Origin of the sequence: Streptomyces sp. DH-12, assembly GCF_002899455.1 — a bacterium.
In the GTDB taxonomy this organism is placed as follows: domain Bacteria; phylum Actinomycetota; class Actinomycetes; order Streptomycetales; family Streptomycetaceae; genus Streptomyces.
In genome coordinates this window covers 3,287,480-3,311,126 of sequence record NZ_PPFB01000001.1, presented here as the reverse complement: position 1 = coordinate 3,311,126, position 23,647 = coordinate 3,287,480, and the positions used below count along the sequence as shown (strand labels likewise).

17 protein-coding genes and 1 tRNA gene are annotated in these 23,647 nt (G+C 70.4%); 11 read left to right on the top strand and 7 right to left on the bottom strand.

Going from position 1 to position 23,647, the window contains the following annotated elements:
• Positions 1 to 121: 121 nt before the first annotated feature.
• Complete coding sequence (locus C1708_RS13610; RefSeq protein WP_106412924.1) at positions 122 to 1,348, bottom strand: pyridoxal phosphate-dependent aminotransferase; 1,227 nt, start codon at positions 1,346 to 1,348, stop codon at positions 122 to 124.
• 283 nt (positions 1,349 to 1,631) lie between these two features.
• On the opposite strand from C1708_RS13610, the gene C1708_RS13605 reads away from it, so the two are divergent.
• The 11 genes from C1708_RS13605 (at position 1,632) to C1708_RS13550 (ending at position 15,644) form a co-directional block, all read left to right on the top strand.
• Positions 1,632 to 1,704 (top strand) — tRNA-Trp (locus C1708_RS13605).
• Between the two features lie 108 nt (positions 1,705 to 1,812).
• The gene (gene secE, locus C1708_RS13600) at positions 1,813 to 2,082 is read left to right on the top strand and encodes a preprotein translocase subunit SecE (protein WP_106412923.1); all 270 of its coding nucleotides are present in this window, start codon (positions 1,813 to 1,815) and stop codon (positions 2,080 to 2,082) included.
• Positions 2,083 to 2,162: 80 nt separating this feature from the next.
• Positions 2,163 to 2,990, top strand: a complete 828-nt coding sequence (gene nusG / locus C1708_RS13595) for a transcription termination/antitermination protein NusG (RefSeq protein WP_106412922.1) — start codon at positions 2,163 to 2,165, stop codon at positions 2,988 to 2,990.
• A 177-nt stretch (positions 2,991 to 3,167) separates the two neighbouring features.
• Positions 3,168 to 3,602 (top strand): 50S ribosomal protein L11, encoded by a 435-nt coding sequence (gene rplK, locus C1708_RS13590; protein WP_006130605.1) that lies wholly within the window; start codon positions 3,168 to 3,170, stop codon positions 3,600 to 3,602.
• A gap of 82 nt (positions 3,603 to 3,684) precedes the next feature.
• Positions 3,685 to 4,410 carry a 50S ribosomal protein L1 gene (gene rplA, locus C1708_RS13585; protein ID WP_106412921.1) on the top strand — a complete coding sequence of 242 codons (726 nt, stop codon included), beginning with the start codon at positions 3,685 to 3,687 and terminating at the stop codon, positions 4,408 to 4,410.
• A gap of 165 nt (positions 4,411 to 4,575) precedes the next feature.
• On the top strand, positions 4,576 to 5,499 hold the full coding sequence (locus tag C1708_RS13580) for an SCO4651 family lipoprotein (protein ID WP_106412920.1): 924 nt from the start codon (positions 4,576 to 4,578) through the stop codon (positions 5,497 to 5,499).
• A 336-nt stretch (positions 5,500 to 5,835) separates the two neighbouring features.
• Entirely contained in the window at positions 5,836 to 6,366 is a 531-nt protein-coding gene (gene rplJ, locus C1708_RS13575) for a 50S ribosomal protein L10 (protein ID WP_006130602.1), read from the top strand.
• Positions 6,367 to 6,480: 114 nt separating this feature from the next.
• Positions 6,481 to 6,870: a 50S ribosomal protein L7/L12 gene (gene rplL, locus C1708_RS13570; RefSeq protein WP_106412919.1), complete on the top strand. Its 390-nt coding sequence runs from the start codon at positions 6,481 to 6,483 to the stop codon at positions 6,868 to 6,870.
• Between the two features lie 580 nt (positions 6,871 to 7,450).
• Complete coding sequence (gene rpoB, locus C1708_RS13560) at positions 7,451 to 10,936, top strand: DNA-directed RNA polymerase subunit beta (RefSeq protein WP_106412918.1); 3,486 nt, start codon at positions 7,451 to 7,453, stop codon at positions 10,934 to 10,936.
• Between the two features lie 95 nt (positions 10,937 to 11,031).
• Entirely contained in the window at positions 11,032 to 14,943 is a 3,912-nt protein-coding gene (locus tag C1708_RS13555; RefSeq protein ID WP_106412917.1) for a DNA-directed RNA polymerase subunit beta', read from the top strand.
• Between the two features lie 170 nt (positions 14,944 to 15,113).
• Positions 15,114 to 15,644, top strand: coding sequence for a DUF1707 and DUF4190 domain-containing protein (locus tag C1708_RS13550; RefSeq protein WP_106412916.1), 531 nt, complete (start codon positions 15,114 to 15,116; stop codon positions 15,642 to 15,644).
• Between the two features lie 52 nt (positions 15,645 to 15,696).
• On the opposite strand, the gene C1708_RS35660 is transcribed toward C1708_RS13550, so the two are convergent.
• The 6 genes from C1708_RS35660 to C1708_RS13520 all read right to left on the bottom strand — a co-directional run bounded on the left by C1708_RS35660 (position 15,697) and on the right by C1708_RS13520 (position 23,341).
• On the bottom strand, positions 15,697 to 17,022 hold the full coding sequence (locus C1708_RS35660) for a M48 family metalloprotease (RefSeq protein ID WP_106412915.1): 1,326 nt from the start codon (positions 17,020 to 17,022) through the stop codon (positions 15,697 to 15,699).
• Between the two features lie 44 nt (positions 17,023 to 17,066).
• Positions 17,067 to 17,627: a Pycsar system effector family protein gene (locus tag C1708_RS13540; protein ID WP_241911245.1), complete on the bottom strand. Its 561-nt coding sequence runs from the start codon at positions 17,625 to 17,627 to the stop codon at positions 17,067 to 17,069.
• A complete protein-coding gene (locus C1708_RS35655) occupies positions 17,624 to 19,213 on the bottom strand; it encodes a hypothetical protein (RefSeq protein WP_198602494.1) in 1,590 nt (529 codons plus the stop codon). The genes C1708_RS13540 and C1708_RS35655 overlap by 4 nt, the downstream gene beginning before the upstream one ends.
• A gap of 34 nt (positions 19,214 to 19,247) precedes the next feature.
• Positions 19,248 to 21,473 carry a hypothetical protein gene (locus C1708_RS13530; RefSeq protein WP_106412914.1) on the bottom strand — a complete coding sequence of 742 codons (2,226 nt, stop codon included), beginning with the start codon at positions 21,471 to 21,473 and terminating at the stop codon, positions 19,248 to 19,250.
• A complete protein-coding gene (locus tag C1708_RS13525; protein ID WP_106412913.1) occupies positions 21,470 to 22,348 on the bottom strand; it encodes a hypothetical protein in 879 nt (292 codons plus the stop codon). The genes C1708_RS13530 and C1708_RS13525 overlap by 4 nt, the downstream gene beginning before the upstream one ends.
• 207 nt (positions 22,349 to 22,555) lie before the next feature.
• Positions 22,556 to 23,341 (bottom strand): Crp/Fnr family transcriptional regulator, encoded by a 786-nt coding sequence (locus tag C1708_RS13520; protein WP_106412912.1) that lies wholly within the window; start codon positions 23,339 to 23,341, stop codon positions 22,556 to 22,558.
• Between the last annotated feature and the right edge of the window lie 306 nt (positions 23,342 to 23,647).

Genomic DNA, 23,647 nt, shown 5'->3' with positions numbered 1-23,647 from the left:
AGGATCCTGCCGCACGTTCCGGCCGTCCCGGTAGCGCTTCCCCGTACGGGATCTTGCTCGCACGGACGAACGGGGGCGCCCGGGCGGTCCCGGGTGCCCCCGTCGTGGAAGGGGAAGACCGTCAGTCCCGCGCCTCCGCCAGCAGCTTCTGGACGCGGCTCACGCCCTCGACGAGGTCCTCGTCGCCCAGCGCGTAGGACAGCCGCAGGTAGCCCGGCGTGCCGAACGCCTCACCGGGGACCACCGCGACCTCGGCCTCCTCCAGGATGAGCGCGGCCAGCTCGACGGTGTCCTGGGGGCGCTTGCCGCGGATCTCCTTGCCGATCAGCGCCTTCACCGACGGGTAGGCGTAGAACGCGCCCTCGGGCTCGGGGCAGACCACGCCGTCGATCTCGTTGAGCATCCGCACGATCGTCCGGCGCCGGCGGTCGAAGGCCTCGCGCATCTTCGCGACCGCGTCCAGGTCGCCGGAGACGGCGGCGAGGGCGGCGGCCTGGGCGACGTTCGACACGTTCGACGTGGCGTGCGACTGGAGGTTGGTCGCGGCCTTCACGACGTCCTTCGGGCCGATGACCCAGCCGACCCGCCAGCCGGTCATCGCGTACGTCTTGGCGACGCCGTTGACCACGACGCACTTGTCGCGCAGCTCGGGCAGGAGCGCGGGCAGCGAGACCGAGACGGCGTCGCCGTACACCAGGTGCTCGTAGATCTCGTCGGTGAGCACCCACAGGCCGTGCTCGACGGCCCAGCGGCCGATGGCCTCGGTCTCGGCCTCGCCGTAGACCGCGCCGGTCGGGTTCGACGGGGAGACGAAGAGCACGACCTTCGTCTTCTCCGTGCGGGCCGCCTCCAGCTGCTCCACGCTCACCCGGTAGCCGGTGGTCTCGTCGGCGACGACCTCGACCGGGACACCGCCCGCGAGCCGGATCGACTCGGGGTACGTGGTCCAGTACGGCGCCGGGACGATGACCTCGTCGCCCGGGTCGAGGATCGCGGCGAAGGCCTCGTAGATGGCCTGCTTGCCGCCGTTGGTGACCAGGATCTGGGACGGGTCCACCTCGTAGCCGGAGTCGCGCAGCGTCTTGGCGGCGATCGCCTGCTTCAGCTCGGGCAGGCCGCCGGCCGGCGTGTACCGGTGGTACTTCGGGTTCTTGCAGGCCTCGATCGCGGCCTCGACGATGTAGTCCGGCGTCGGGAAGTCGGGCTCACCGGCGCCGAAGCCGATCACCGGTCGCCCGGCGGCCTTGAGGGCCTTGGCCTTGGCGTCCACGGCGAGGGTGGCGGATTCGGAGATCGCGCCGACTCGGGCGGAGACCCGGCGCTCGGTGGGAGGGGTTGCAGCGCTCATGAGGCCCATCGTTCCAGACGCGAAACACGGTCGGCACAGCGGTTTCACGGACTGAGCAGCACCGGGCAAGGGCGGAACACCAGTCCGGTTCGCGCGTCCGAGGGCGGCGTGGCCAGGACGATCACCGGCCGTTCCGCGGCCGGTGCGGTCCCTCTCAGGCACTTTCTGTTCGACGCCCGGCCCAGGAACACGTACACTCTCACCTCGTTGGCCTTCAGCGGCCCGCGCTCAGCCGGTGCACACCACGCTTCCGGCCGGATGCGGTACGTTGGGGGACGCACAAAGGGTCGTAGCTCAATTGGTAGAGCACTGGTCTCCAAAACCAGCGGTTGGGGGTTCAAGTCCCTCCGGCCCTGCTACACACACCTTCGCCAGGATGTGTGCGCATGTACGTACAGCAATGCACCGCCGTGCGGCTCAAACCGGGCGCGGCACGGCCACGACCCGGAATCAGGTGAGGACGAGTGACGGACGCCGTGGGCTCCATCGACATGCCTGATGCCGAGGAGAAGAAGCCTCGCAAGGGCGGCAAGCGGGCCAAGAAGGGGCCCCTGAAGCGTCTCGCGCTCTTCTACCGCCAGATCATCGCGGAGCTCCGCAAGGTCGTCTGGCCCACGCGCAACCAGCTGACGTCGTACACGACCGCAGTGATCATCTTCGTGGTCCTGATGATCGGCCTGATCACTCTGATCGACTATGGCCTCAGCCACGCCGCCAAGTACGTCTTCGGCTGATCCCCGAGCGAAGAGCGCCGAGGTACCCGGCGCTCCTTTCGCATGTTCCACCCCCATGTATCCAGGAAGAAGCAGCCACCGTGTCTGACCCGAACGTGAACGACGCCGTCGAGCCTTACGGCGAAGGGGCCGAGTCCGCCGAGGACGCGCTCGCCGCCGTCGAGGGCGCGGACGTCGAGGACACCGAGGCCTCCGCCGAGGCCGAGGCTGCCGGCACCACCGACGGCGAGACCGCGGAGGACGAGGTCGCCGAGGCCGCGGACGAGGCCGAGGCCGAGCCGGAGGACGACCGCGATCCGGTCGAGAAGCTCCGCGAGGAACTGCGGTCCCTGCCCGGCGAGTGGTACGTGATCCACACCTACGCGGGCTACGAGAACCGCGTGAAGACCAACCTCGAGCAGCGCGCCGTCTCGCTGAACGTCGAGGACTACATCTTCCAGGCCGAGGTGCCGCAGGAAGAGGTCGTCCAGATCAAGAACGGCGACCGCAAGACGATCAAGCAGAACAAGCTCCCGGGCTACGTCCTGGTCCGCATGGACCTGACGAACGAGTCCTGGGGCGTCGTCCGCAACACCCCCGGCGTCACCGGCTTCGTGGGCAACGCCTACGACCCGTACCCGCTGACGCTGGACGAGATCGTCAAGATGCTCGCCCCGGAGGCCGAGGAGAAGGCCGCCCGCGAGGCCGCCGAGGCCGAGGGCAAGCCGGCGCCGCAGCGCAAGGTCGAGGTCCAGGTGCTGGACTTCGAGGTCGGCGACTCGGTCACCGTCACCGACGGCCCGTTCGCCACGCTCCAGGCGACCATCAACGAGATCAACCCCGACTCCAAGAAGGTCAAGGGCCTGGTGGAGATCTTCGGCCGTGAGACGCCGGTCGAGCTCTCCTTCGACCAGATCCAGAAGAACTAGCCCTTCCGGACCGGCTGATACACCGCTTCCGCGCAGGTCAGGCGAACGCTCGCGCGTTTGTCTGACCTGCGCGGTTTTTGGCCGCGCATCTATACCCGTTATCGTTGTGCGGTATGCCTGCGTCCTGGTTGTCCCCGGGACGCCGGCAGGACCCGAATCGAAAGGACCCGGAGAGCCATGCCTCCCAAGAAGAAGAAGGTCACGGGGCTCATCAAGCTCCAGATCCAGGCCGGTGCCGCGAACCCGGCCCCGCCGGTCGGCCCCGCGCTGGGTCAGCACGGCGTGAACATCATGGAGTTCTGCAAGGCCTACAACGCCGCGACCGAGTCGCAGCGCGGCTGGGTCATCCCGGTGGAGATCACGGTCTACGAGGACCGCTCCTTCACCTTCATCACCAAGACCCCGCCGGCCGCCAAGATGATCCTCAAGGCCGCGGGCGTGGAGAAGGGCTCCGGCGAGCCGCACAAGACCAAGGTCGCGAAGATCACGCGTGACCAGGTCCGTGAGATCGCCACCACCAAGATGCCCGACCTCAACGCCAACGACCTGGACGCCGCCGAGAAGATCATCGCCGGCACCGCCCGTTCCATGGGCGTCACGGTCGAGGGCTGACCTCCACCCCCGTCAAGCCAAGCAGTAGTGGCAGGGCCTGCTCGGCCCGGACCACGACTCCTCGAACGCACAGGAGCTTTCAGTGAGCAAGCGCAGCAAGTCTCTCCGCGCTGCGGACGCCAAGATCGACCGGGAGAAGCTGTACGCCCCGCTCGAGGCCGTCCGTCTCGCCAAGGAGACGTCCACGACCAAGTTCGACGGCACCGTCGAGGTCGCCTTCCGTCTGGGTGTCGACCCGCGCAAGGCCGACCAGATGGTCCGTGGCACCGTGAACCTCCCGCACGGCACCGGTAAGACCGCCCGGGTCCTGGTCTTCGCGACCGGTGACCGTGCCGAGGCCGCACGCGCCGCGGGCGCCGACATCGTCGGCGCCGACGAGCTGATCGACGAGGTGTCGAAGGGCCGTCTGGACTTCGACGCCGTCGTCGCCACCCCGGACCTCATGGGCAAGGTCGGCCGCCTCGGCCGCGTGCTCGGTCCCCGTGGTCTGATGCCGAACCCGAAGACCGGCACCGTGACCCCGGACGTCGTCAAGGCTGTCAACGACATCAAGGGCGGCAAGATCGAGTTCCGTGTCGACAAGCACGCGAACCTGCACTTCATCATCGGCAAGACGTCGTTCGACGACACCAAGCTGGTGGAGAACTACGGCGCGGCCCTGGAGGAGATCCTCCGTCTGAAGCCGTCCGCCGCGAAGGGCCGCTACATCAAGAAGGCCGCCATCAGCACCACGATGGGCCCCGGCGTTCCGCTCGACCCGAACCGCACCCGCAACCTCCTCGTCGAGGAGGACCCGGCCGCCGTCTGAGCCGGGTGAGCCGGCCGACGGGCCGGTGCGCGCACGCGTCGAAAACCCGTCCTCGCCCCCGATCCGGGCGCGGGGGCGGGTTTTTCGTACGCCTGTGTCGGTGGCGTGGGCTACCGTTCACAGCGATCACGCACAGCACAGCGATACAGCAGGGGTGGGAATCTGATGGTCATGGCCGCATGGAAGCGCGCGGGTGTCTGTCTGACGGCCGCGGCGGTCGTCACGGGTCTCGCGGGATGCCAGGACGGTGACGACGGGGGGAAGGCCGGGGCGCAGACGCAGACGGAGGCGGCCGAGGTGCTCCAGGCCGCCTTCAAGAAGACCTCGGAGGCGAAGTCCTCGAAGGTGCGGATGACCATCGCGATGCCGTCCGGCATGGGGGGCGGCGGCACCATGGAGGTGTCCGGCGTGCAGGGCTGGGACCCGGCGGTCATGGACGTCACGATGAAGGGATCCGCCTTCACCGCCGGCGCCCCCGACGCACCCGAGCAGGTGCGCATGATCATGCTGGACGAGGCCCTGTACATGGACATGGGCGCCGCGCAGGCCGCCCAGATGGACGGCAAGCGCTGGATGAAGATGGACTTCGGCGCGATGGCGGACGCGTCCGGGGACGCGGAGCTGCGGAAGCAGATGACCAGCAGCCTGGAGAACATGAACCAGGACCCGGCCCGGCAGCTCGCCGTGCTGCTCGGGTCGCCGAGCCTGAAGCACGTCGGCCCCGAGAAGGTCGACGGCGTCGAGACGCAGCACTACAAGGGCACGCTGAGCGTCGAGGAGATGCTCGACGCCAACGAGGCGCTCGACGGCCTCTTCACCGAGCAGGAGCGCGAGCAGCTCGTCGCCAACATGAAGAAGACGGGCCTCAAGGGCTACGACACCGAGATCTGGGTCGACGAGGACGACTACCCGGCCAAGATGGTCGTCGGCATGACCACGGCCCAGGGCACGATGAAGATGACCTCGCACTTCTCGGACTACGGCGCCGAGGTCGACGTCGAGGCCCCGCCGGCCGGCGAGACCTTCGACTTCATGGAGATGCTGAAGGAGCTGGAGTCGCTGGGCGCGGGCGCCGGCTCGGCCGCCTAGTTCCCGACGGGGGCTTCCGGCGCGTCACACCCCGCGCCGGAAGCCCCCGATCGGCCGATTTGCCTCACGCCGATCCGGTCGCGTACGCTTCCACGGAAGCCAAAGACCGCTGGTCGTTGCCGTGCGCTCGTAAGAGGGCGCGGTGGCCGAAGGATCCGCTGAACTGCGGACGACCCGCGCAGGTGACAGTGGAAGAGTTCCCGGGAGACCGCCGCCGCGAGGCGCGGAGAACCGGTTGAGCTTCGCCCCGTGCGCCTGCGCCCGGGGCGTTTCGTTTTCCCCAGTCCTCCTTCGGGTCCGCGCGGTCCGAATCACCCGGAAGGAGGCCGAGGCTCTATGGCGAGGCCCGACAAGGCTGCCGCGGTTGCCGAGCTGACGGACAAGTTCCGCAGCTCCAACGCCGCCGTGCTGACCGAGTACCGCGGTCTCACCGTGGCGCAGCTCAAGACGCTGCGTCGTTCGCTCGGTGAGAACGCCCAGTACGCCGTGGTGAAGAACACGCTGACCAAGATTGCGGCCAACGAGGCCGGGATCACGCTCGACGACCAGCTCTTCGCTGGCCCGACGGCGGTCGCCTTCGTCACCGGTGACCCGGTGGAGTCGGCGAAGGGTCTTCGTGACTTCGCCAAGGACAACCCGAATCTCGTCATCAAGGGCGGTGTCCTTGACGGCAAGGCGCTGTCCGCCGACGAGATCAAGAAGCTCGCGGACCTCGAGTCCCGCGAGGTGCTGCTCTCCAAGCTGGCCGGTGCCTTCAAGGCGAAGCAGTCCCAGGCTGCCTCCGTCTTCCAGGCGCTGCCGTCGAAGCTCGTCCGCACCGTGGACGCGCTCCGTGCCAAGCAGGACGAGCAGGGCGGTGCCGAGTAATTCGGCTCGCTTTCCGGTCCTCGCCGCATGAGGTGAGGGCCGATGCGGGCCCGAGTAACGCCCGCCTCACCCAGTACACCCGGCACCTGCCGATTTAGTGGAAGGACCGCCATCATGGCGAAGCTCACCCAGGACGAGCTGCTGGCCCAGTTCGAGGAGATGACCCTCATCGAGCTCTCCGAGTTCGTGAAGGCCTTCGAGGACAAGTTCGACGTCACCGCCGCCGCGGCCGCCCCGGTCGTCGTCGCCGGTGGTGCCGCCGGTGGCGCCGCCGCCGAGGCCGAGCCGGAGAAGGACGAGTTCGACGTCGTCCTCACCGGTGCCGGCGAGAAGAAGATCCAGGTCATCAAGGTCGTGCGCGAGCTGACCTCCCTGGGTCTGAAGGAGGCCAAGGACCTCGTCGACGGCACCCCGAAGCCGGTCCTCGAGAAGGTCAACAAGGAAGCCGCCGACAAGGCCAAGGAGGCCCTCGAGGGCGCCGGCGCCTCCGTCGAGGTCAAGTAAGACCTTCCGGGTCCGCAGGGATCCGTCACGCGCCCCTCGGGGCGTGTAACGCTCAAGCACCGAGGAGCGATCATCCATCCGGGTGGTCGCTCTTCGGCGTACCGGGGGGTCGGCGGCGGCTGCCTTGCACCCGGGACGGCGGGGGGTATGGTGATCTTCGTTGTGCCTCCGAGGGCCGCGGAGATGAGCCGGACGGCCGCGGTTCGGGCAAGGGGAGCCCTTGACGAACCGCACGCAGCGCGCAATTCTCAGGACGCGTCGTCACAAGGATCCGAATCCGAGGCATGGATCGACGGCAAAGAGGGCAGTATCACCGTGCGTTGAGGGCAGCGCCTTGCCGCAGGAGTTGATGACAACGAGGGCCTCCACCCGGTCTCGTACACCGCACTGGACATCAGTGGGCCAAGTGGCTACACTGACCCTTTGCGCTGCCTGTTAGCTGTCCCCTGCCCGTCACCAGGGGCATGCCCTCACTCGAGCATGGACGACCGGATCACTTCCGACCTGGAATGTCCGTCTCTGCGCCCAGTGGGGGGCCGGTACGCGCGTAGTGAGTCCGAGCCCTCGGAAGGACCCCCTCTTGGCCGCCTCGCGCAACGCCTCGACCGCGAATACGAACAACGGCGCCAGCACCGCCCCGCTGCGCATCTCCTTTGCAAAGATCAAGGAGCCCCTCGAGGTTCCGAACCTTCTCGCGCTGCAGACCGAGAGCTTTGACTGGCTGCTCGGCAACGACGCGTGGAAGGCTCGCGTCGAGGAGGCTCTCGAGAACGGGCAGGACGTCCCCACCAAGTCCGGTCTGGAGGAGATCTTCGAAGAGATCTCCCCGATCGAGGACTTCTCCGGGTCGATGTCGCTGACCTTCCGCGACCACCGCTTCGAGCCGCCGAAGAACTCCATCGACGAGTGCAAGGAGCGCGACTTCACGTACGCCGCCCCGCTCTTCGTCACGGCCGAGTTCACCAACAACGAGACCGGCGAGATCAAGTCCCAGACCGTCTTCATGGGCGACTTCCCGCTCATGACGAACAAGGGCACCTTCGTCATCAACGGCACCGAGCGTGTCGTGGTGTCCCAGCTGGTGCGCTCGCCCGGCGTCTACTTCGACTCCTCCATCGACAAGACGTCCGACAAGGACATCTTCTCCGCCAAGATCATCCCGTCCCGGGGCGCCTGGCTGGAGATGGAGATCGACAAGCGCGACATGGTCGGTGTGCGCATCGACCGCAAGCGCAAGCAGTCCGTCACCGTCCTCCTGAAGGCGCTCGGCTGGACCACCGAGCAGATCCTCGAGGAGTTCGGCGAGTACGAGTCCATGCGCGCCACCCTGGAGAAGGACCACACCCAGGGCCAGGACGACGCGCTGCTCGACATCTACCGCAAGCTGCGCCCGGGCGAGCCCCCGACCCGTGAGGCCGCGCAGACGCTGCTGGAGAACCTCTACTTCAACCCCAAGCGCTACGACCTCGCCAAGGTCGGCCGCTACAAGGTGAACAAGAAGCTCGGCGGCGACCAGCCGCTGGACGCCGGCGTGCTCACCACCGACGACATCATCGCCACCATCAAGTACCTGGTGAAGCTGCACGCCGGCGAGACCGAGACGACGGGCGAGTCGGGCCGCACGATCATCGTCGAGACCGACGACATCGACCACTTCGGCAACCGCCGCATCCGCAACGTCGGCGAGCTGATCCAGAACCAGGTCCGTACGGGTCTCGCCCGTATGGAGCGCGTCGTGCGCGAGCGCATGACCACCCAGGACGTCGAGGCGATCACGCCGCAGACCCTGATCAACATCCGGCCGGTCGTCGCCTCCATCAAGGAGTTCTTCGGCACCAGCCAGCTGTCCCAGTTCATGGACCAGAACAACCCGCTGTCGGGGCTGACGCACAAGCGTCGTCTGAACGCCCTCGGCCCGGGTGGTCTCTCCCGTGAGCGGGCCGGCTTCGAGGTCCGTGACGTGCACCCCTCGCACTACGGCCGCATGTGCCCGATCGAGACGCCGGAAGGCCCGAACATCGGTCTGATCGGTTCGCTCGCCTCCTACGGGCGGATCAACCCGTTCGGCTTCATCGAGACGCCGTACCGCAAGGTCGTCGACGGCCAGGTCACCGACGAGGTGGACTACCTGACCGCCGACGAGGAGGACCGCTTCGTCATCGCTCAGGCCAACGCGCCGCTGAACGACGACATGCGCTTCGCCGAGAACCGCATCCTGGTCCGCCGCCGCGGCGGTGAGGTCGACTACGTCCCCGCCGACGAGGTCGACTACATGGACGTCTCGCCGCGCCAGATGGTGTCGGTCGCGACCGCCATGATCCCGTTCCTCGAGCACGACGACGCCAACCGCGCCCTCATGGGCGCGAACATGATGCGCCAGGCCGTGCCGCTGATCAAGTCCGAGGCCCCGCTCGTCGGCACCGGCATGGAGTACCGCTCCGCCGTCGACGCCGGTGACGTGGTCAAGGCGGAGAAGGCGGGTGTGGTCCAGGAGGTCTCCGCGGACTACATCACCACGGCCAACGACGACGGCACGTACATCACGTACCGCCTGGCCAAGTTCTCCCGCTCCAACCAGGGCACCTCGGTCAACCAGAAGGTCATCGTCGCCGAGGGCGACCGGATCGTCGAGGGCCAGGTCCTCGCCGACGGCCCGGCCACCCAGAACGGCGAGATGGCGCTCGGCAAGAACCTGCTCGTGGCGTTCATGCCGTGGGAGGGCCACAACTACGAGGACGCGATCATCCTGTCGCAGCGCCTCGTGCAGGACGACGTCCTCTCCTCGATCCACATCGAGGAGCACGAGGTCGACGCCCGTGACACCAAGCTCGGCCCCGAGGAGATCACCCGGGACATCCCGAACGTCTCCGAGGAGGTCCTCGCCGACCTCGACGAGCGCGGCATCATCCGCATCGGCGCCGAGGTCATCGCCGGCGACATCCTCGTCGGCAAGGTGACCCCGAAGGGTGAGACCGAGCTGACCCCCGAGGAGCGCCTGCTGCGCGCGATCTTCGGTGAGAAGGCCCGTGAGGTCCGTGACACCTCGCTGAAGGTGCCGCACGGCGAGACCGGCAAGGTCATCGGCGTCCGCGTCTTCGACCGCGAGGAGGGCGACGAGCTTCCCCCGGGCGTGAACCAGCTGGTGCGCGTCTACGTCGCGCAGAAGCGCAAGATCACCGACGGTGACAAGCTCGCCGGCCGCCACGGCAACAAGGGCGTCATCTCCAAGATCCTGCCCATCGAGGACATGCCGTTCCTCGAGGACGGGACCCCGGTCGACATCATCCTCAACCCGCTGGGTGTGCCGTCCCGCATGAACCCGGGACAGGTCCTGGAGATCCACCTCGGCTGGCTCGCCAGCCAGGGCTGGGACGTCTCCGGCCTCGCGGACGAGTGGGCCCAGCGCCTCCAGGCGATCGGCGCGGACAAGGTCGAGCCCCGTACCAACGTGGCCACCCCGGTCTTCGACGGCGCCCGCGAGGACGAGCTCGCCGGTCTGCTGGAGCACACCATCCCGAACCGCGACGGCGACCGCATGGTCCTGCCGTCCGGCAAGGCGCGGCTGTTCGACGGCCGCTCGGGTGAGCCGTTCCCGGACCCGATCTCGGTCGGCTACATGTACATCCTGAAGCTGCACCACCTGGTCGACGACAAGCTGCACGCCCGGTCGACCGGTCCGTACTCCATGATCACCCAGCAGCCGCTGGGCGGTAAGGCTCAGTTCGGTGGCCAGCGGTTCGGCGAGATGGAGGTGTGGGCACTCGAGGCGTACGGCGCCGCCTACGCGCTCCAGGAGCTGCTGACCATCAAGTCCGACGACGTCACCGGCCGCGTGAAGGTCTACGAGGCCATCGTCAAGGGCGAGAACATCCCCGAGCCCGGCATCCCCGAGTCCTTCAAGGTGCTCATCAAGGAGATGCAGTCCCTGTGCCTGAACGTGGAGGTGCTGTCCAGCGACGGTATGTCCATCGAGATGCGCGACACCGACGAGGACGTCTTCCGCGCTGCGGAGGAGCTCGGCATCGACCTGTCCCGGCGTGAGCCGAGCAGCGTCGAAGAGGTCTGACGGGAGTGGGGCGGCCCGGTGAACCCCGGGCCGCCCGCCCCAGGACCCCCGTATCAGACCCCAAGACTTACGACCCTGAGAGGGATTGACGCATAGTGCTCGACGTCAACTTCTTCGACGAGCTCCGGATCGGCCTGGCCACCGCTGACGACATCCGTCAGTGGAGCCACGGCGAGGTCAAGAAGCCCGAGACCATCAACTACCGCACCCTCAAGCCGGAAAAGGACGGGCTCTTCTGCGAGAAGATCTTCGGTCCCACCCGGGACTGGGAGTGCTACTGCGGCAAGTACAAGCGTGTCCGCTTCAAGGGCATCATCTGCGAGCGCTGCGGCGTCGAGGTCACTCGCGCCAAGGTGCGCCGTGAGCGGATGGGCCACATCGAGCTGGCCGCTCCCGTCACGCACATCTGGTACTTCAAGGGTGTCCCGAGCCGGCTGGGCTACCTGCTCGACCTGGCTCCCAAGGACCTCGAGAAGGTCATCTACTTCGCCGCGTACATGATCACGTACGTGGACGAGGAGCGCCGCACCCGCGACCTGCCGTCGCTGGAGGCCCACGTCTCCGTCGAGCGTCAGCAGATCGAGAACCGCCGGGACGCCGACCTGGAGGCCCGCGCCAAGAAGCTCGAGACCGACCTGGCCGAGCTGGAGGCCGAGGGCGCCAAGGCCGACGTGCGCCGCAAGGTGCGCGAGGGCGCCGAGCGTGAGATGAAGCAGCTGCGCGACCGTGCGCAGCGCGAGATCGACCGTCTCGACGAGGTGTGGAACCGCTTCAAGAACCTCAAGGTCCAGGACCTCGAGGGCGACGAGCTGCTCTACCGGGAGCTGCGTGACCGCTTCGGCACGTACTTCGACGGCTCGATGGGCGCCGCGGCGCTGCAGAAGCGCCTGGAGTCCTTCGACCTCGAGGAGGAGGCCGAGAAGCTCCGCGAGATCATCCGCACGGGCAAGGGCCAGAAGAAGACCCGTGCCCTGAAGCGGCTGAAGGTCGTCTCGGCGTTCCTGCAGACTTCCAACAGCCCCAAGGGCATGGTTCTGGACTGCGTCCCGGTCATCCCGCCGGACCTGCGTCCGATGGTGCAGCTGGACGGTGGCCGCTTCGCGACCTCCGACCTGAACGACCTGTACCGCCGTGTCATCAACCGCAACAACCGCCTGAAGCGGCTTCTCGACCTCGGCGCGCCCGAGATCATCGTGAACAACGAGAAGCGCATGCTCCAGGAGGCCGTGGACGCGCTGTTCGACAACGGCCGTCGCGGCCGGCCGGTCACCGGTCCGGGCAACCGTCCGCTGAAGTCGCTCAGCGACATGCTGAAGGGCAAGCAGGGCCGCTTCCGCCAGAACCTGCTCGGCAAGCGTGTGGACTACTCCGCGCGTTCCGTGATCGTCGTCGGTCCGCAGCTCAAGCTGCACCAGTGCGGTCTGCCGAAGGCGATGGCGCTGGAGCTGTTCAAGCCGTTCGTGATGAAGCGCCTGGTCGACCTGAACCACGCGCAGAACATCAAGTCGGCCAAGCGCATGGTCGAGCGCGGCCGCACGGTCGTGTACGACGTGCTGGAAGAGGTCATCGCGGAGCACCCGGTTCTGCTGAACCGTGCGCCCACGCTGCACCGCCTCGGCATCCAGGCCTTCGAGCCGCAGCTGGTCGAGGGCAAGGCCATCCAGATCCACCCGCTCGTCTGCACCGCGTTCAACGCGGACTTCGACGGTGACCAGATGGCCGTGCACCTGCCGCTGTCCGCGGAGGCGCAGGCCGAGGCCCGCATCCTGATGCTGTCCTCGAACAACATCCTCAAGCCGGCCGACGGCCGTCCGGTGACGATGCCGACCCAGGACATGGTCCTCGGTCTGTTCTTCCTCACCACCGACGGCGAGATGCGCGACCTCAAGGGCGAGGGCCGTTCCTTCTCCTCGGTCGCGGAGGCGATCATGGCCTTCGACGCGGGCGAGCTGTCGCTCCAGTCGAAGATCGACGTCCGCTTCCCGGTCGGCACCATCCCGCCGCGCGGCTGGACCCCGCCGGTGGGCGAGGACGGCGAGGCCGAGGGCGGCTCCGAGTGGCAGCAGGGGGACCCGTTCCGCCTGACGACCACCCTGGGCCGGGCGCTCTTCAACGAGCTGCTGCCCGAGGACTACCCGTTCGTCGACTACGAGGTCGGCAAGAAGCAGCTCTCCGAGATCGTCAACGACCTTGCCGAGCGCTACCCGAAGGTCATCGTGGCGGCGACGCTCGACAACCTGAAGGCGGCCGGCTTCCACTGGGCCACCCGCTCCGGCGTCACCGTCGCGATCTCCGACGTCGTCGTCCCCGAGGCGAAGAAGGAGATCGTCCAGGGCTACGAGGCGCAGGACGAGAAGGTCCAGAAGCAGTACGAGCGCGGTCTGATCACCAAGGACGAGCGCACGCAGGAGCTCATCGCGATCTGGACCAAGGCGACCAACGAGGTCGCCGAGGCGATGAACGACAACTTCCCGAAGACCAACCCGATCTTCATGATGGTGAACTCGGGTGCACGAGGCAACATGATGCAGATGCGTCAGATCGCCGGTATGCGTGGTCTGGTGTCGAACGCGAAGAACGAGACGATCCCGCGTCCGATCAAGGCGTCGTTCCGTGAGGGCCTGTCCGTGCTGGAGTACTTCATCTCCACGCACGGCGCCCGTAAGGGTCTGGCGGACACCGCTCTGCGCACCGCCGACTCGGGTTACCTCACCCGTCGTCTGGTCGACGTCTCCCAGGACGTCATCATCCGCGAGGAGGACTGCGGCACCGACCGCGGTCTGCGCCTCAAGATCGCGAACCGTGACGCGGACGGCGTGCTGCGCAAGGCGGACGACGTCGAGACGTCCGTGTACGCGCGCTGCCTCGCCGAGGACATCGTGGTCGACGGCCAGGTGCTGGCCCCGGCCGGCACCGACCTGGGCGACGTCCTCATCGAGGAGCTCGTCTCCCGCGGCGTCGAGGAGGTCAAGACCCGTTCGGTCCTGACCTGCGAGTCCGCCGTCGGCACCTGCGCGATGTGCTACGGCCGTTCGCTGGCCACCGGCAAGCTGGTCGACATCGGCGAGGCGGTCGGCATCATCGCCGCCCAGTCCATCGGTGAGCCCGGCACCCAGCTGACGATGCGTACCTTCCACACCGGTGGTGTGGCCGGTGACGACATCACCCAGGGTCTGCCGCGTGTCGTCGAGCTCTTCGAGGCCCGTACCCCGAAGGGCGTCGCCCCGATCTCCGAGGCCTCCGGCCGCGTGCGGATCGAGGAGACGGAGAAGACGAAGAAGATCGTCGTCACCCCGGACGACGGCAGCGACGAGACGGCGTACCCGATCTCGAAGCGCGCCAAGGTCCTGGTCTCCGAGGGCGACCACGTCGAGGTGGGCCAGCAGCTCACCGTGGGTGCCACCAACCCGCACGACGTGCTGCGCATCCTGGGTCAGCGTGCCGTCCAGGTCCACCTGGTCGGCGAGGTCCAGAAGGTGTACAACTCGCAGGGCGTGTCGATCCACGACAAGCACATCGAGATCATCATCCGGCAGATGCTGCGCCGCGTGACAATCATCGAGTCCGGCGACGCCGAGCTGCTGCCCGGCGAGCTGGTCGAGCGGTCGAAGTTCGAGACCGAGAACCGTCGTGTGGTCCAGGAGGGCGGTCACCCGGCCTCCGGTCGTCCGCAGCTCATGGGTATCACCAAGGCCTCGCTGGCCACGGAGTCCTGGCTGTCGGCGGCGTCCTTCCAGGAGACGACGCGAGTCCTCACGGACGCGGCGATCAATGCCAAGTCCGACTCGCTCATCGGCCTCAAGGAGAACGTCATCATCGGTAAGCTCATCCCGGCCGGTACGGGTCTGTCCCGTTACCGCAACATCCGGGTCGAGCCGACCGAGGAGGCCAAGGCCGCGATGTACTCGGCCGTCGGCTACGACGACATCGACTACTCGCCGTTCGGCACCGGCTCCGGCCAGGCCGTTCCGCTGGAGGACTACGACTACGGTCCGTACAACCAGTAAGCGAGTCGCCTGAACCGCAGGGCGGTCACCCGTACGGGGTGGCCGCCCTGCGGCGTGTCCGGGGGTGCGCGGCCTCGGGACACCGTGGAACCGAACGCCCCGTGTGCTGCGTTCAAGTGGGTGAAACGCTCATACTGGGATCGTCCGTCCCGGGCCCTGGGGAGGCAGCCGTGTCGTATCCGACTCCGTGGCAGGGCCCTCCCCTGCAGGGACCCGGCGTGCCGTCGATGCTGGCCTCCCACGCGGACCGCGAGCGCGCGGTGGACGTGCTGCGCGCCGGGTACGGCGAGGGCCGCCTCGACCACCCGGAGTTCGAGAAGCGTGTCGCGCGCGCCTACTCCGCGCGCACGGTGGGCGAGCTCTCCCTGCTGGTGGCCGATCTGCCGCAGGGGCCGATGCCCCAGCCGATGACGCCCCACGGCCCCGTCCCGCCGGCGTTCCTGCCCCGGCCGCAGCCCCGCACCAACGGCAAGGCGGTCGGGTCCCTGGTGTGCGGGGTGCTGTGCGTGGTCACCGGCGGCCTCACCGGGCTCCCGGCCGTGATCCTCGGACACATGGCGCAGTCGGAGATGCGCCGTACCGGCGAGAGCGGCGACGGGATGGCGCTGACCGGGCTGGTGCTGGGCTGGCTGTCGGTGGCCGGCTGGGTGATGTTCCTGGGGCTGGTCGGTCTGCTGGCCGCGGTGGCGCCCCTGGGCTGACCCGGTCCGGCGGGTCCCGGACCGGAGGGTCTGACTCCGGCGGGTCCCGGCTTCAGCGGGACGGCTGGAGGTACTGCCGCAGGTGGTGCAGCCGGGTGTGGTAGTCGGGGTGCGAGGACAGCAGCCTGCTCGCCGCCGTCCCGGTCATCCGCTCGCCGCCGCCCTGGCCGGCCGCGGCGAGCTGCGCCTGCTCCTGCTGGTGCAGCTTCTCCAGCACGGCCGCCAGCATCGGCGCGAAACCGAGCGCCGCCGCGTGCCGGTCGGCGCGCAGCTCCGAGCGGCGGCCGACGGCGGCGAGGGCGTACGGCATGCCCAGGAGCAGCAGCGGCAGACCGTACAGGGTGCTGATGGTGGCGAAGGCGATGCCGCCGACGCACAGGCCGAAGAAGGCGACGCCGATGCAGGAGAACGCCCGCGACACGTGGAACAGGAAGCCGGTGACGGCGCGCAGCAGCCGCCAGGCGATCCGGCCGGGCAGCGCGTACCAGTAGCCGAGCAGCCCGGACCAGGCGTGCCCGCCGACGTGGTGGCCCAGCTCGTGCGCCATGACGGCGGCCAGCTCGCCGTTGGGCAGCCGGTTGAGGGCGAAGCTCGTGACGCCGACGATGTGTCCGGCCGCGGCGACCGCGTTGAGGCTGTCGCTGTCCTCGACCCACAGCTCGTAGTTCCGGCCCTCGACGCCGGCGCGGGCGGTGACCTCGCGCCAGACCGGTTCGAGTGCGGCCCGTTCCTGCGGAGTGGGGTAGCGCAGACGGAGCAGATGGCGTGCGAGGGCGCTCTCGGTGGGCCGGTGGAACACGAGTGCGCCGCTGGCCAGCCAGGCGAGTATCACCAGGAAGCCCAGGTCGCCGAAGACCAGCGAGACCAGGGCGACGACGACCAGGCTGCACAGGAAGTTCGGCAGGTGCAGGAGCAGGTTGCCGAAGGCGGTGGCGTCGGTGTGCCGCTGCTGGTTCGAGACGTGGACGCGCCCGCGGCGCCCGGTGTCGATGTGGTGCGGGTGGAGCGGGGAGCCGGGCGGCGGGACCTCCGCGGCCCGGGGGTACGGGGGCGGGGCAGCCGCCGCGTGCGGGTACGGGGGCTGGGGGGCCGCCGGGTACTGAGGGGCGGGGCCGGCCGCGGGGTACTGGGGGGCCTGAGCGGACGTGGGGTACTGCGGGGGCTGCGGGCCAGGGCCTGCGGGGCAGGGGGGCGGCTGCGCGCCGGGGCTCGTGGGGCAGGGGGGCGGGGCGGCCTGCTGGGGGACGTACGGCGGGGTGGCCGGGCCGGGCGGCTGCGGGCAGGGCGGCGCCTGCGGCGGGACCTGGGCCGCTCCGGGCTGAGCGGGCCGGCCGGCCGGCTCGGGGTACTCCGGCGGGGCCGGCGGTGGCTGGGTCATGGTGCTTCCTTCACTCGACGTGCGCGGGTGGCCGCCCCCGGGGGTCAGCCGATCAGCAGGGAGGCCGGCAGCAGGAGCGTGCCGGTGCAGAAGGCGATCAGGCCGGTGCGGATCCACTGGTGTTTGCGCCAGGCGATCCGGCTGGTCTCGGTGAGCGCCGTCGTCAGGGCGGCCATCGGGTCGGCCTCGGTGTCGGCGAGCGCGGTGTCCAGCCGGCCCGCCTCCACGGCCCGCCGGATGTCGCCGAAGTACGACAGGGGCTGTCCCGGCGCCCAGGACCCGTTGCGGTAGCGGGGCAGGACGGCCAGGAGCAGCGCCAGCAGGGACAGGGCGAGGACCAGGATCCCGGCCCACCACACCACGGCCCCGGAGGCGGACAGCGCGTCCGGCGACCAGTCCCGCCCGGCGAGCAGACCGCTGAAGACGCCCGCGGTGATGCCGAGCGCGGCGACCAGCACGGCCGCCTTGCTGTCGGCACGGGCGATCTCGGTCCGCAGGTCCGCGAGCAGCCGTTCGCACACCTGGGTGCGGGCGGGGGAGGGGGGTGCCGGGGGCGGCGGAGTGGCCGGGGGCGTGGAGGAGGCGCCCGGGTCGACGGCCGTCATGACCCCGGCTCCTTCTCCGCGGGCTCCGCCGGGTCGGGATCCGCAGGGCCGGGCGTGGCGGGCGGCTCCTGCGGGGGCGCGGCCGGCGTCTGGCCGTAACCCGGGGGCGGTTGCCATGCGGGGTTCGCGGGCGGCGGCGGGTACGCCCCGGCCGGGGGCGCGGGTGGCGTGTACGAGCCGGGCGGAGGGGTGCCGGGCGCCCCGGGTGGAGGCGTGTACGGGCCGGACGCGGGCGCGTACGGGCCGGACGCGGGCGCGTAGGGACCGGGCGGGGGCGTGTACGTGCCGGGCGGGGGCGCGTACGGCGGGCCGGGCGGAGGCGGGAAGGGCGCGGCCGGAGGTGCGGGCGGGGTGCCGGGAGCCCCGGTGGGCGTCGCGGGCGGGGCGCCGGGTCCCCCGGTGGGCGTCGCGGGCGGGGTGGTGCCCGGCGGGGGTGCCGGCGCGGCGCCCGGGGGCGGGGCGCCGTCCGCTCCGCCCTCGTCCGGCGACGGCAGCAGAGGCGGGTTCTGCGGGACCCCGGGCAGCCGCTGGTTGAGGATGTCGCTGACGGTGCGCAGTGCGAGCTGCTTGGGTCCCTCCAGCTCGAACTTCTCCGCGCCCTCCCCGCCCAGCAGCTCCTTCACCAGCTCCATCTGCGCCTGGATCATGCGGAGTTGATCCTCGCGCATGCTGTTCATCACCAGGCGCGAGTCCTCCGGGTGCTGCGCCAGGTGCAGCGCCCAGGCGTGCACCCCGCCCTGTGAGAGATGCCACTGGTAGAACTCGATCTTCTTGGCCTCGACCCGCTGCAGCTCCAGCATCTGCTCGCCCTGGAGCATCGCCTGTTCGTGCTGCCAGCGGTGCTGCTGCATGGCCAGTTCCTGCTGCTGGCGGCCGTACTCCAGGAACCGCGCGGTCTGCAGCGCGTCCTGCTGCCGGTGGCGTTCGTCCATGGCGGCGTCGACCCGCATGCCCTCCTGGGCCGCGTGGACCTGCTCCTGCGCGGAGTGGCCGATCTGCTGGAGCCGCCGCTGGTGGTCGATGTCCGCCTGGTCCCGGCGCAGCCGCAGCGTCCACGTCACCTGGAGTCCCGCGGGCGCGCCCAGCGGGCCGACGACGGTGACCGCGTTCAGCAGTTCCCGCTCGGCCCGCGCGCTGTCGTCGACGGCGAAGCGCCGGGTCACCGGGCGGGCCGCCTGCTGGAGTTCGCCGATCAGCAGCGCCGGCACGTCCCGGACGCCGCTCGCCACGAACCGTGCCGGGTCCAGCACCTGCCACGAGACGTCCACCTCGGCGGTGAACTCGAAGGCGTCGTTGTCGCTGGGCAGGGTGAGCGTCTCGGTGAACGGGTGGATGCCCATGTCCACCTCGTACACGGCGGTGTAGCGGCGGGCGGCGATCTCGCTGCGGCTGGGCCGGGCGGGCGGCGGATACGCCTCGTAGCCCCCCTTGGGGGTGGAGAAGACCAGGGCGTGGTCGATGCGGACCACGTGCTTCAGGGACAGCTCGAAGCGGGACAGCTGTCTGACGGTGAGCACCGGGTCGATCAGCCGGGTGTGCCGGTCGGCCGGCTGCTGCCACTCGGGCGGACGGTGGAAGGAAGACATGGGACGGACGTCTTTCGTCGGTGGGGTCGGTGCGTCAGCGGGGCGGCAGCGTGCCGAGCAGCCGGGCGGCGACCCCCGGCGGGGGGTTGCCGTCCTCGCCGGGCATGGTGCGCAGCAGGTGGCTCAGCCGTTGGTGCTCCGTGGGCGTGGTGACGAGCCTCGGCAGCAGCGCGGCGAGCGCCCACTCCACGGCGGTCGAGCGGTCGGCGACGAGGACCCACTCGCGCATCACCGCGAGCGCGCCCCGGGTCTGGAAGGGGTCGCCGAGCGCCTCCCGCCACAGGTGCGCGATGCCGTCGGCGGCCCGGTCCTCGTCGGTGGCGGCGCGGGCGTACCAGTCGAGGACGAGCGGGAAGCCGTACCGTTCGTCGTCCTTGGTGCGGTGGCAGGCGCTCACGAAGCCGCCGAGGACCAGGTCGTGCACGGCGCGGTCGTCGTCGAGGTGGGCGCGCAGGTCGTCGAGGACCTCGGAGGAGGCGGGGGAGAGCAGCAGCAGCTCCACGGCCTCGGCGAGCTCCCCGGCCATCTCCACGTCGAAGTCGTCCGGGTCGCCGAAGCGCTGGTACAGCTCGCGGGCGGCGGCGCGCAGCGCGGCGAGCGCCTGGGCCGGCCGCTCCGGGCCGATCAGCGCGTACGCGCGGACCGCCACCCAGCGCAGCCGGCGGTCCTCGGCGTCCGACCAGGTGTCGAGGATGCGCGGCACGTTGGGGGTGCCGATGTGGTGGGCCAGGGTCAGTGCGTTGACGGCGACGAGCCGGTGCCGGAACCGGTTGGACCGCGCCCACGGCTCGATGACCAGCGCCATCGCGGACGGCAGGTCGGTGCGGGCGAGGACGGCGACGGTGGACGCGGCGCGGGTGCGCACCAGGGGGCGGCCGTCGTCGGCCAGCCGGCGCAGCCACTGGATCAGCGCGGGCCGCGCCGAGGGGTGGCCCGTCCACACCTCGCGCAGCAGCACCAGCGAGGCCCGCTCGTCGTGGAACGCGGCCTTCGTCTGGGTGACCGGGCCCCACTCGGTGTGCTCCTCGCCCTCGGACAGCCGGGCGCGGGCGAGCTGGAGGCGCTTGCCGATGTGGGTGCCGAAGACGGGGATCCCGGCGGTCCGGGACCCGTTCTGGGTCTGCTGGAGGAAGCCGTGGAGCAGGTCGCTGAGTTCGGCGGTGAGCGCGTAGGGACCGTCGTCGAACGCGGCGAGCGCGATGAGGAACGCCTTGTCCCGCAGGTGGAGGGTGGTCTCGTCCTCCTCGAACCACTCGCGGACCTGGTTCTCCAGCGACACCAGGGAGAAGGAGGCGACCTCCTGCTCGGTGGCCTCGCCCGCGGCGTACCGGCCGAGGAGCTGGGCGAAGGCGGCGACCTCGCGCGGCTGGTGGCCGTGGTCGAGGAACTCCTTGACCGCCGGCATCCCCAGCAGGCGCGTCACGGCGTCCTCGCCGGCGCGGACCCGCAGGTGCGCGGCGAGCACGTCCTCGGTCGCGGGCGGCCGCCAGCCGACCGCGGACACGTCGTCCTCCAGGACGGCGGTCGGCCCGACCGTGATCACCGCGTACGCGTCCTGCTCCGCGAGCCGGTCGGCGGCGCCGAGCAGATGGGTCTCGCGCAGGGCGTTGCCGCGGCGGGTCTCCAGGTCGCACAGCACGTAGCCGCGGGCGGCGCCCGTGCCGCCCGTCGTGTCGTCGCGCGGGGTGAAACGGTCGGCCAGCGACCCCGGGGTGGTCTCGCGGTCGAGGGCGACCACGGGGCCGGCGCCGAGCCGGTGCAGCAGCATCAGGGCGGCCGTGCGGCGGCCGGTGAAGCGGGCGCCGGACAGCACCAGCACCCGGTCGCGGCGCAGCCGCTCGACCAGTTCGCCGAAGGCGCCGTCGGCGGTGACGAAGGTGGCGGCGAGCCGGTCCAGGGTGGCGCGCGGTATCTCGCCGGAGGCGGAGGCGGCCGTGGACAGTCCGGGGAACGTCCAGTGGTGGACCGTCTTGCTGCCCATGACCACGTCGCCGGTGACCCGGCCGCCGGACACGCCGTGCTGGTCGCCGGCGACGAACCCGCCGCCGAACGCGGCGTGCGAGCCGACCTTCATGGTGCGCGGGCTGTGGTCGACCAGGTCGCGGCGGGCCGCCCAGGCCTTCTGCGGCTGGTCGTGCTCCTCCGGCTCCTCGTCGGCGGACTCCTTGGAGGGGAGCTCCTCGGGGGCGCTCCCGTCGGGTGCGGGGGCGTCCCCCGGGCCGCCCCCGGCTCCCGGACCCGCCGGGTCGTGGCCGGTCATGAGCGGTCCCCCTCCGTCTTGCCGCCCATCACGACGTCGCCGGTGACCCGGCCGCCGGACACGCCGTGCTGGTCGCCGGCGACATAGCCGCCGCCGAACGACACCGTGCCGCCGTTGACGTCCAGGACCGGGCCCGGCGCCGGGGCTCCCCGCTGTCCGGCCGGCGCCGGGTGTTCCCGGGCGTCCTCCTCCGTGGCCTCGGGGGCCGGGCCGGCCGGCGCCGGGCGGCCCCCCGATCCGCCCGGCGCCTCCCCCGCCCCCCGCTCACCGTGGTCCTCCCCGGCCGGCGGGTTCTCCCCGGCCGACGGCGCCGGGCCGTGCAGCCACGCCGTCAGCGGGCCGTTCTTGGTGTCCACCGTCACCCGGTGGAAGCCGGCGGCCGGGACGCCCGGATGGTCGTGGCGGACGACGCCCTGGTACACGGAGTCGGACACGCACAGGGCGAAGTCGTCGGCGCGCTCCCGCAGGGCCGCGCGCAGCAGGGGGGCGTCCAGCAGCCGGCAGGCGTGGTTGAGGTCGGAGCCGACCCAGCCGTCGAGCCGGTCGACGGCCACGTAGCCGCCGGCGACGACCCCGCGCAGCCGCATCTGCGCCGACCGCGACGCCATGCGGTTCACGGCCCGCAACTGCACGGGGACCTCGGTGAGCAGGGCCCGCAGCAGGGCGGTGACCGGGGCGTTCGCGTCGATCAGCTCCATCACGGAGTCCCCGCGGTCGGCGCGCGTGCGCAGCGTCTCGTCGATGCCGGCCGCCTCCAGCGCCCGGTCGGTGACGTCGTACAGCATGCGCCGCAGATACGCCTGCTCCACGTCGTCCCGGTCGCTGAACCTCTCGATGTCCAGCAACAGGATCGTGCGGCTCACGGGGTGGGTCATGGTCGCCCTTCGGAGGATGGGGATGGTCGCGCAGGGCAGCAGAGTGGCGTGAGCGGAGGGCGGGGCGTGAGGGCGTATGACCCACAGAAACTGTGACGGCGTACACAGAAGCGGCTTGAAGGGGCGCGGGGAACCGCGCGCCCGGCCCTCACCGGCCGGCGGACGGACCCGGTCCGGCCACCCCCGCCCCGCTGAGGGGCGCCGGGGTCAGAGGTCCAGGTCGCCCCGGCGAGCCGTCGTCTCCCCGTCCCGGGACCGCTGGGGCGACGGAATGCCCGGGGCGGTCTGGTCGGTGGTGGCGATGCGGCGGAGGACGTCGGGGCGGCGGATCAGCAGGGTGCGGCGGCCCGTGGACACCGCGTCCTTCTCCCGCAGTTCGCGCAGCAGCCGCTGCACCATCTCCCGGGACGCGCCCACCGACCCCGCCAGCTCCTGCTTGCTGAGCGGCACGGCGAGCTCGACGCCGTCGGGGGTGCGGCGGCCGTGGCTGCGGGCCAGGTCGAGCAGCAGCACCGCGAACCGCTGGCGCACGTTCATCGACGCGAACTCCAGGCGCCGCCGGTCCGCCGCCCGGGTGCGGTCCGCGGTGAGGCCGAGCAGGGCGAAGGACGCGGCCGGCGACCGGCCGAGGAACTCCTTGAACCGCGCGTGCTCCACGGCCACCGCCCGCACCGCCTCCAGCGCGGTCACCGTCGCCGACCGGGGCCGTCCGGTCAGCGCCGCCGACTCGCCGACCACGTCGCCGGGGCCGCGCAGCGCGAGCAGCGCCTCGTAGCCGTTGGCGGCCGCGGCCGTGACCTTCGTCCAGCCCTCGACGAGGAACAGGACGTGGGAGGACGGCTCACGCTGGTGCAGCAGGGTGACGCGGGGGGCGAAGCGCAGCTCGCGGCCGAGTCCGAGCAGCGCGGTGCGCTCCCCGCTCTCCAGACGGGCCAGGAACGGCACCCTGTCCTCCAGGCCACCGTCGTCCGGACCGTACGACGCCGATGTCATCAGGCTGGACCCCCCCGTTCGTCTGCGGCGGACGGATCAAAGTACTGAGCGCCCGGCATGGGAAGGGCGTGATCCGGCCAATCCGGCACAGGGGCGCGCACCGCGCGAAAGGAACCACGGGAACCGGCGGGAGGAACCGCAAGAAGTCGGGCGTGTCGAGCTCCGTTCCTTTTGTTTTGACCGGAGTCCGTGAGCTGAGTACGCTCAGACCTTGTGCCTGGGGTGTGCCCTGGCCTTCGTGCGTGCCATCACACCGCACCGGGGGCTGTGAAACGGCCACCGTGATTCAGCGCTTCCCTCTGCCTT